At 50.0% G+C, this 262-nt stretch carries 1 rRNA gene; it reads left to right on the top strand.

Going from position 1 to position 262, the window contains the following annotated elements:
* Positions 1-262, top strand: a 23S ribosomal RNA gene (locus ACLF6P_RS30085); the annotation flags it as partial.

Here is a 262-nt window from a genome sequence, read left to right as displayed (position 1 = left end):
GCGAAGCTGAGAACTTAAGCGCCAGTAAACGGCGGTGGTAACTATAACCATCCTAAGGTAGCGAAATTCCTTGTCGGGTAAGTTCCGACCTGCACGAATGGCGTAACGACTTCTCGACTGTCTCAACCATAGGCCCGGTGAAATTGCACTACGAGTAAAGATGCTCGTTTCGCGCAGAAGGACGGAAAGACCCCGGGACCTTTACTACAGTTTGATATTGGTGTTCGGTTCGGCTTGTGTAGGATAGCTGGGAGACTTTGAA

Source organism: Streptomyces lothianensis (genome assembly GCF_047779955.1).
GTDB lineage: Bacteria > Actinomycetota > Actinomycetes > Streptomycetales > Streptomycetaceae > Streptomyces.
Note: the sequence above shows the minus strand (reverse complement) of the source record. Positions and strands in the feature narration are given on the sequence as shown.